This is a genomic window from Pseudomonas sp. BAV 4579, assembly GCF_009765395.1.
GTDB lineage: Bacteria > Pseudomonadota > Gammaproteobacteria > Pseudomonadales > Pseudomonadaceae > Chryseomonas > Chryseomonas aestiva.
Map to the genome: position 1 here is coordinate 1 of NZ_WHOV01000159.1, position 8,470 is coordinate 8,470.

8 protein-coding genes are annotated in these 8,470 nt (G+C 66.2%); 5 read left to right on the top strand and 3 right to left on the bottom strand.

Going from position 1 to position 8,470, the window contains the following annotated elements; translation table 11 throughout:
* Positions 1-121 (bottom strand): hypothetical protein (locus tag GSQ95_RS26710; protein ID WP_256664697.1); only part of this gene is annotated, 121 nt, incomplete at its 3' end.
* 124 nt (positions 122-245) lie between these two features.
* On the opposite strand from GSQ95_RS26710, the gene rpiA reads away from it, so the two are divergent.
* Positions 246-920 (top strand): ribose-5-phosphate isomerase RpiA, encoded by a 675-nt coding sequence (rpiA, locus tag GSQ95_RS23275; RefSeq protein ID WP_158897031.1) that lies wholly within the window; start codon positions 246-248, stop codon positions 918-920.
* Between the two features lie 258 nt (positions 921-1,178).
* Here rpiA and serA read toward each other — a convergent pair whose 3' ends face one another.
* Positions 1,179-2,408: a phosphoglycerate dehydrogenase gene (gene serA / locus GSQ95_RS23280; protein ID WP_158897030.1), complete on the bottom strand. Its 1,230-nt coding sequence runs from the start codon at positions 2,406-2,408 to the stop codon at positions 1,179-1,181.
* A gap of 238 nt (positions 2,409-2,646) precedes the next feature.
* Here serA and GSQ95_RS23285 point away from each other — a divergent pair, with 238 nt between their 5' ends.
* The 3 genes from GSQ95_RS23285 (at position 2,647) to GSQ95_RS23295 (ending at position 5,294) form a co-directional block, all read left to right on the top strand.
* On the top strand, positions 2,647-3,312 hold the full coding sequence (locus GSQ95_RS23285; RefSeq protein WP_158897029.1) for a fumarylacetoacetate hydrolase family protein: 666 nt from the start codon (positions 2,647-2,649) through the stop codon (positions 3,310-3,312).
* 88 nt (positions 3,313-3,400) lie between these two features.
* Positions 3,401-4,306: an SdiA-regulated domain-containing protein gene (locus tag GSQ95_RS23290; protein ID WP_158897028.1), complete on the top strand. Its 906-nt coding sequence runs from the start codon at positions 3,401-3,403 to the stop codon at positions 4,304-4,306.
* 70 nt (positions 4,307-4,376) lie between these two features.
* Positions 4,377-5,294 (top strand): SdiA-regulated domain-containing protein, encoded by a 918-nt coding sequence (locus GSQ95_RS23295; RefSeq protein ID WP_158897027.1) that lies wholly within the window; start codon positions 4,377-4,379, stop codon positions 5,292-5,294.
* Positions 5,295-5,710: 416 nt separating this feature from the next.
* Here GSQ95_RS23295 and GSQ95_RS23300 read toward each other — a convergent pair whose 3' ends face one another.
* On the bottom strand, positions 5,711-6,235 hold the full coding sequence (locus GSQ95_RS23300; protein ID WP_158897026.1) for a gamma carbonic anhydrase family protein: 525 nt from the start codon (positions 6,233-6,235) through the stop codon (positions 5,711-5,713).
* 304 nt (positions 6,236-6,539) lie between these two features.
* Here GSQ95_RS23300 and GSQ95_RS23305 point away from each other — a divergent pair, with 304 nt between their 5' ends.
* Positions 6,540-7,991 (top strand): anion permease, encoded by a 1,452-nt coding sequence (locus GSQ95_RS23305; protein WP_158897025.1) that lies wholly within the window; start codon positions 6,540-6,542, stop codon positions 7,989-7,991.
* Positions 7,992-8,470 lie beyond the last annotated feature (479 nt).

The window sequence follows — 8,470 nt, forward strand, 5'->3', positions numbered from 1 at the left end:
GCTTGAGCAGCACCTGGCAGCCCAGCCGCTCGGACAGCGCCCGCGCCGGTTGCAGGGGCGTTTCGATCGCCACGTCGTAGACGGGGGCGAGCAGGGTCTTCTTCACGTACTGTTCGAGCATCGGCGGGGCGATCCGGTGGGTGCGGCGGGGGCGAAAAGTCTACTACGGGCACTCCCGGGTGGGTTAGCCAGGCCGTCCGAGCGGCTATAATCGGCGACCCTCCACCCGTTTCGCGGATACCCCCATGAATCAGGACCAGCTCAAGCAGGCCGTCGCCCAGGCCGCGGTCGACCTCATCCTTCCCCAGCTCTCCCGCGACAGCGTGATCGGCGTGGGCACCGGCTCGACCGCCAACTTCTTCATCGACCTGCTGGCCAAGCACAAGCTGGAATTCGACGGCGCCGTGGCCAGCTCCCAGGCCACCGCCGACCGGCTGAAGAGCCATGGCATCACCGTCTATGACCTCAACGGTGTCAACAACCTGGAATTCTACGTGGACGGCGCCGACGAAGCCGACGGCCACCTCAATCTGATCAAGGGCGGCGGCGCGGCCCTGACCCGCGAGAAGATCGTCGCCGCCGTGGCGCGCACCTTCATCTGCATCGCCGACGCCAGCAAGCGCGTCGAGGTGCTCGGCGAATTCCCGCTGCCGGTGGAAGTCATCCCCATGGCCCGCAGCTATGTGGCCCGCGAACTGGTCAAGCTGGGCGGCGACCCGGAATACCGCGACGGCGTGGTGACCGACAACGGCAACGTCATCCTCGACGTGCACAATATGCACATCGTCGATCCGCTGGGTCTGGAAGCCAGGATCAACAACATCGTCGGCGTGGTCGCCAACGGCCTCTTCGCCGCCCGCCCGGCGGACGTGCTGCTACTGGGCACCGCCCAGGGCGTGGAGCGCCTGGAGCGCAGCTGAGCCACCCGTAGCGTGGAAAACCGCGCCAGCGTTTTCCACAGGTGAGCTCAAGCACGGCCAGTGGATAAGGCTGCGCCGTTATCCACGCTACATAATCTGATCGCGGCCGTGGGCCGCTCCTACAGGATGCTCGATATACCTGTAGGAGCGGTCGCTACGGCGCACCGGCATGGCCGCGATGAAACCTCCGCCAGCATGAAAGCAAAAAAGCCCCGGTCAGGCGAACCCGACCGGGGCTTTTTCATGCCGCCTGGCGGCTTAGAACAGCACGCGGCAACGGATGGTGCCCTTGATGTTCTGCAGCTTTTCCTGGGCCAGGTCGGAGTAGTCGGCGTCGACGTCGATCACCACGTAGCCGACCTTCTCGTCGGTCTGCAGGTACTGACCGGAGATGTTGATGCCGCTCTCGGAGAAGACACGGTTGATCTCCGACAGCACGCCCGGCACGTTCTGGTGGATGTGCAGCAGGCGGTGCTTGCCCGGATGCGACGGCAAGGCCACTTCGGGGAAGTTGACCGAAGACACCGAGGTGCCGTTGTCGCTGTACTTGACCAGCTTCTCGGCCACTTCCAGGCCGATGTTGGCCTGGGCCTCGGCGGTGGAGCCACCGATGTGCGGGGTCAGGATAACGTTGTCCAGGCAGCGCAGCGGCGAGACGAATTCGTCGTTGTTGGAGCGCGGCTCCACCGGGAAGACGTCGATGGCGGCGCCGATCAGGTGCTCGTCCTTGATGGCGGCGGCCAGGGCGTCGAGATCGACCACGGTGCCGCGGGCGGCGTTGATCAGGATGCCGCCTTTCTTGATGGCGCGGATCTCGCGCTCACCCATCATCAGCTGGGTGGCGGGGGTTTCCGGCACGTGCAGGGTGACGATGTCGCTCATGCCGAGCAATTCGGTCAGGGAGCCGACCTGCTGGGCGTTGCCCAGGGGCAGCTTGGTGATGACGTCATAGAAGAACACCTGCATGCCCAGGCCCTCGGCCAGCACCGACAGCTGGGTGCCGATGGAGCCGTAGCCGATGATGCCCAGCTTCTTGCCCCGGATCTCGAAGGAATTGGCCGCGCTCTTGATCCAGCCGCCACGGTGGCAGGAGGCGTTCTTGGCCGGGATGCCGCGCAGCAGCAGGATGGCCTCGGCCAGCACCAGCTCGGCGACCGAACGGGTGTTGGAATAGGGCGCGTTGAACACGGCGATGCCACGCTCGCGGGCGGCCTGCAGGTCGACCTGGTTGGTGCCGATGCAGAAGCAGCCGACGGCGACCAGCTTCTTGGCGCAGTCGAACACCTCTTCGGTGAGCTGGGTGCGCGAGCGGATGCCGATGAAGTGGGCGTCGGCGATCTTTTCCTTGAGCTGGGCATCCGGCAGGGAGCTGGTGACGTACTCGATGTTGCTGTAACCCGCGGACTTCAGGATATCCACGGCGGACTGGTGGACGCCTTCCAGGAGAAGGAAGCGGATCTTGCTCTTGTCGAGGGAAGTCTTGCTCATCTGCGTTGAATCCAGAGTGTCCAGGGGGAAGGATGCCGGCGCGGCGCAGGCCAGTTCAGCCAGCGGCAAAGGGGGCGCTATCTTAGCATGAGCCGCCGCATGCAGGTCCGGTTGCGACCTGAAGCTTTCTCAGGGCGACCATGAGCGCCTTGCGACCAGGACCGCGCCGCGGCCCGCGCTTTTGGTTAAGATCGTGGGGTCAAGATCGCCCGCAGACGCCACTCACCAGGAGCACCAGATGGCCTACCAGCACCAGTACCTCGATGGCACCAAGATCCACTTCCCCCTGGGCAAGGTCGTCTGCATCGGCCGCAACTACGCCGAGCACGCCAAGGAGCTGAACAACCCGGTTCCCACCGAGCCCCTGCTGTTCATCAAGCCGGCCAGTTGCGTGGTCCCGGTGGCCGAGGGGTTCGCCATCCCCACCGATCAGGGTTCGGTGCACTACGAGGCCGAGATCGCCGTACTGATCGGCAAGCCGCTGTCGAAGAAGCCGTCGGCCGAAGAGGTGCGCGACGCCATCTCCGGCTTCGCCCCTTCCCTGGACCTGACCCTCAGAGAGGTGCAGAGCCGGCTCAAGGAAAAGGGCTATCCCTGGGAGATCGCCAAGAGTTTCGACGGCGCCTGCGTGCTCGCGCCCTTCGTGCCGGGCGATGCCTTCGAGGACCTGGCCGACATCCCGGTGCGCCTGACCATCAATGGCGAAGTGCGCCAGGACGGCAACAGCCGCGACATGCTCAATCCCATCCTCCCGCTGATCCAGGCCATCGCCAGGCATTTCTCCCTGCAACCGGGCGACGTCATCCTCACCGGCACGCCGGTGGGTGTCGGACCTCTCAACGTGGGCGATGACCTGGTGCTGGAGCTGCCGGACGTTAGCCGCTTCGAAACGCGCGTGCTATAACCCCGCCACCCACCGTCGCCCGGCCGGTGCCTGGCGACGGTGTGCCAGTCTGGCCGCGACGCTCTAACAAGAAGCCGTACGAGCCCGCATGTCCAGACTCCCCCGCCTCATCCTGTTGCGCCTCCTTCCCGCCTTCGTCCTGCTGGTGCTGGTCGTCCTCACCTTCGTCTGGCACTGGAACGACCGGGCGCTGCTCTGGTGGCAGGAATACCGCACGCCGCCGGAAGTCCGCGCCCAGGCGGTCTGGCTGCCGGACTACCAGGCGGTGATCCAGGGCAAGCAGCTGCCGGGCCTGGCCGAGGCCGAGACCTCCGACCTCACCTACGATCCCCGTACCCGCACCCTCTTCGCCGTTACCGGCAGCACCCCCTACCTGGTGCAGCTGAGCCTGACCGGCGACATCCTCAGACGCATCCCGATCCGCAACGTCTCCAACCTGGAAGGCGTGACCGCCCTGGAAGACGGGCGCCTGGCCATCGTCGACGAGCGCCAGCGGCGGCTATCGCTGTTCCAGCTGGCCGACGACACCCGCGAACTGGACGCCAACACCTTCGAACACCACGACCTGGGCTTTCCCGACGCCGGCAACAAGGGCTTCGAAGGCATCGCCTGGGATCCGCGGCACCAGCGCCTGATCCTCAGCAAGGAGCGCGACCCGGCCGCGCTCTTCACCCTGGCCAGCGACGGCCGCGGCGTTACCGGCACCCTCCAGCCCTTTGCGCTCAAGCAGCTGGTGATCGACTATTCCGCGGTGGCGGTCGATCCGCGCACCGGGCACCTGCTGGCGCTGTCCGACCAGTCCCACACCCTGGTGGAGCTGACCGCCGAGGGACAACCGGTCAGCTTCATCAGCCTGAGACGCGGCCTGCACGGCCTGGACGCGACCATGGAGCAACCGGAAGGCGTGGCCCTCGACGAAGCCGGCAATCTCTACCTGATTGGTGAACCCAATCTCTTCCACGTGTTTCACAAGGTGTCCGGCGCGGCGCAATGAGCGCCTATTCAGCTTGAATTCAGGGTCGCGCCCTTAGGCTGCGCGGCATTACCGCCTCAGGACCCTGTCGATGTTTCCGCTGTTTTCCCCTCGCACCCTGGGCGCCTTGCTGGGCGGCGCCCTGCTGCTGGCCCTGACCCTGGTGGCCCAGCAGCACCGGCTGTTCGAGCGGCTCCTGTTCAAACTCCAGAGCCAGGCCGAGAGTCGCCAGGCCCGTTCGCTGTGGCTGCCGAGCTACCGGGTCACCGTCGAGGCCAGGCCCATCGGCGAGGGCATAACCGATGTCTCGGCGCTGAGCTTCGATCCGGATCGCCGCACCCTGGTCAGCGTCACCAACAAGCCGGCGCGCTTTCTCGAACTGGACCTGGACGGCCGGCTGCTGCGCCAGGTGGAGCTCAGGGGCTTCAGCGATCCGGAAGCCATCGAGTACATCAAGCCGGGTGTGTACATGATCAGCGAAGAGCGCCGCCAGCGCCTGGTACGGGTACGGATCGGCGCCGACACCCGGGTGGTGGACGTCGACGACCGCCAGGTCAGTCACCCCTTCAGCCTCAGCGACGTGCAAAGCGACAACCGCGGCAACGAAGGCCTAGCCTATGACGCGGCCCGCGAGCGCTTCTTCGTCGCCAAGGAAAGCGATCCGGTACGCATCTACGAGATCGACGGCCTGGGCAGCGAAGCCTTCGAAGGCCTGCAGGCGCTGTCGCTGCGCACGGATCCACAACGCGATCGCCGCCTGTTCGTGCGCGATCTCTCCAGCCTGCAATTCGACCCCGGCACTGGCCACCTGCTGGCGCTCTCGGATCAGTCGCGCCTGGTGCTGGAGCTGGACGACGACGGCAAGCCGATCAGTTCGCTGTCGCTGCTGCGCGGCCAGCACGGCCTGAGCCGCAGCGTGCCCCAGGCGGAAGGCGTGGCCATGGACGACCAGGGCCGGCTGTACGTGGTCAGCGAGCCGAATCTGTTCTATCGGTTCGAGAAGCCGTGAGGTAGAGGCTCATCGCGGCCATGCCGGTGCGCCGTAGCGACCGCTCCTACAGACCGGGAAACACCTGTAGGAGCGGCCCATGGCCGCGATCAGTTCCTAGCCTTCCCTCACCCACAGGAAGAGGGAGTGGTTCCGCGCTAGCGGATAGCCTGGCGACAATGAATCGCGAATCAACCTTTGGCACTGCAAACGAACGCCTGCTCGGACAGCCCCCTCTCCCTCCGGGAGAGGGTTGGGGTGAGGGCACGCCTGGCAACGAATTTTCAGGTGGAAAAGGCTGCGCCGTTTTCCACGCTACGCAGCCGGTATTGGGTTGAGCGCAGCGAAGGCCAATAGACCGGCGCGGCTTTTCCCTCATCCCAGCCCTTGCTCGGAGGCAGAACGTCATCCAGCGCGGGGCGCGGCTCCCGGTCGCCCTACTCCCCCTGTTCGAACAACTCTTCCAGATAGCGCCGCGCATTGGCCACATAGACCTGGGCGTTGGCCGCCAGCTGCGCCTGCTGGGCCTCGCTCAGGGTGCGCACCACCTTGGCCGGCGAACCGAGCACCAGGGAGCCGTCGGGAATCACCGCGTTCTCGGTGACCAGAGCGTTGGCGCCCACCAGGCAGTTGCGCCCGATGCGCGCGCCGTTGAGCACCACGGCGTGGATGCCGATCAGGCTGCCGTCGCCGATTTCGCAGCCATGCAGCATGGCCTGGTGGCCGACGGTGACACCACGCCCCAGGATCAGCGGCGAGCCGGGATCGGTGTGCAGCACGGCGCCGTCCTGCACATTGCTGTCCGGGCCGATATGGATCAGTTCGTTGTCGCCGCGCAGCACCGCGCCGAACCAGACGCTGGCGCCTTCATCCAGGCGGACCTTGCCGATCACCGCGGCGGTAGGCGCGACCCAGCTGTGCGGATGGGCGTCGACACGGTGTTCTCCCAGGCGGTACTTCATGGCGGTCATCCTCGTGTTGTTAGGGTTGGCGGAGGGTCCGATTGTTCGCCGAGGTGAGCGACGGGCGCAATCGGCAACGACCGGCGTCTTCGCGTTGTTGCAAGTCATTCTCGATAGCGAAAGAATGCCCTCAGGGAACCTAAGACCGCGGGACTGCGACGAATGACCACGGCCAGCGCGCTGGGAAAGCAGCCCGGCCTTTGCAAAGCTGGCTGCCGCTGACCGCGCAGCCCTCTGGCACAGTACCGTCAGCCATCCCGGCCCAGGCCGGTTTCCCGAGACCACCGGAATCTGCGAGCGCCCGATGCGTACCACCTGGAAATTCCTGTTGCCCCTCGCCGTCACCGGACTGCTGGCGCTGCTGCCGGCACCGGAGGGCCTGCCCGCTCATGCCTGGCTGTACTTCGCCCTCTTCGCCGGCGTGGTGGTGGGACTGATCCTCGAACCCCTGCCCGGCGCGGTGGTCGGCCTGATCGGGGTGGCCGTGGCGGCCCTGCTGGCGCCCTGGGTGCTGTTCAGTCCGGCGCAACTGGCGACACCGGGCTTTCGCGCTCCACAGGAGGCGCTGAAATGGGGCCTGGCGGGCTTTTCCAACAATACCGTCTGGCTGATCTTCAGTGCCTTCATGTTCGCCCTGGGCTACGAAAAGACCGGGCTCGGGCGACGCATCGCCCTGCTGCTGGTCAAGGCCATGGGCCGCCGGACCCTGACCCTGGGCTATGCGGTGATGCTGGCCGATCTGGCCCTCGCACCCTTCACCCCGTCCAACACCGCGCGCAGCGGCGGCACCGTCTACCCGGTGATCCGCAACCTGCCGCTGCTCTACGATTCCAAGCCCAACGACCCCAGCGCCCGGCGCATCGGTTCCTACCTGATGTGGGTGGCGATCTCCTCCACCTGCGTCACCAGCACCCTGTTCCTCACTGCCCTCGCCCCCAATCTGCTGGCCGCCGCCCTGATCGAGAAGACCGCCCAGGTGCACATCAGCTGGGGCCAGTGGTTCATCGCCGCCGCGCCCATGGGCATCCTGCTGCTGGCCCTGCTGCCGCTGCTGGCCTACTGGCTGTATCCGCCGGAGATCAAGCGCAACGATCAGGTGCCGCTGTGGGCGGCCAAGGAACTGGCCGCACTCGGCCCGCTGACCCGCGATGAAAAGCTGCTGCTGGCCCTGGTCATCGGTGCCCTGGCGCTGTGGATCTTTGGTGCCGCCTGGGCCGATCCGGCGCTGGTGGGCATCCTGGTGATCGTGCTGATGCTGCTGCTGAAGGTCATCACCTGGAACGACGCCCTGGGCAACAAGGCCGCCTGGAACACCTTCGCCTGGTTCGCCACCCTGGTGGCCCTGGCCGACGGCCTGACCCGGGTCGGCTTCGTCGCCTGGTTCGGCCAGTGGGTCGCCGGCCACCTGGGCGGCTTCCACGCCGGCACCGCCATGGTGGTCCTGGTGGCGGTCTTCTATCTCGCCCACTACCTGTTCGCCAGCTCCACCGCCCACACCACGGCGCTGCTGCCGGTGATGCTGGCCGCCGGCATGGGTATCCCCGGCATCGACCTGCCGGTGTTCGCCCTGCTGCTGGGCACCTCGCTGGGGCTGATGGGCATCATCACGCCCTACGGCACCGGGCCGAGCCCGGTGTACTACGGCAGCGGCTACCTGCCCAGCGCCGACTACTGGCGACTGGGGACCCTTTTCGGCGCGCTGTTCCTGCTGGTGCTGCTGGGGATCGGGGTGCCGTGGATCACGATGGTGGCGTGAGGCCGAAGTCTGGGGCCTGGTGGCCCGGACGGAGCACCGTAGGTTGGGTTGAGCGATAGCGAAGCCCAACGGATTAGGGGTATGGGTGCCTTAGCTGTTTATCGAGTGCTCTGAGGGCTTTGTTTCGCCCACCCGGGCGAGTTACTTTTTGCATTCGCCAAAAAAGTAACCAAAAACGCTTGTCCCCACGTTTCGGCCCTCCGCTGCGCTCCGGGTTCCCTCGCTCCGGCGCCGTGGCAGGGGCACGGCACGAAGGGGCTTCCTGCCCCTCGCGCCTCGCTCGGCGTCCTGCCTCGCAACCCCCGCCACGACACCGGAACTCGGCCTCACTGAGGGGACGGAACGCCAGCCTGAGGATTTGGAGTTCAGGGGTCGTAGCGTGGAAACCACGCAGCGTGTTCCACTGGAAGGTACCTACACTAACAGTGGACAAGGCTTCGCCGTTGTCCACGCTACGGACGGTTATGGCTCTTCAACTA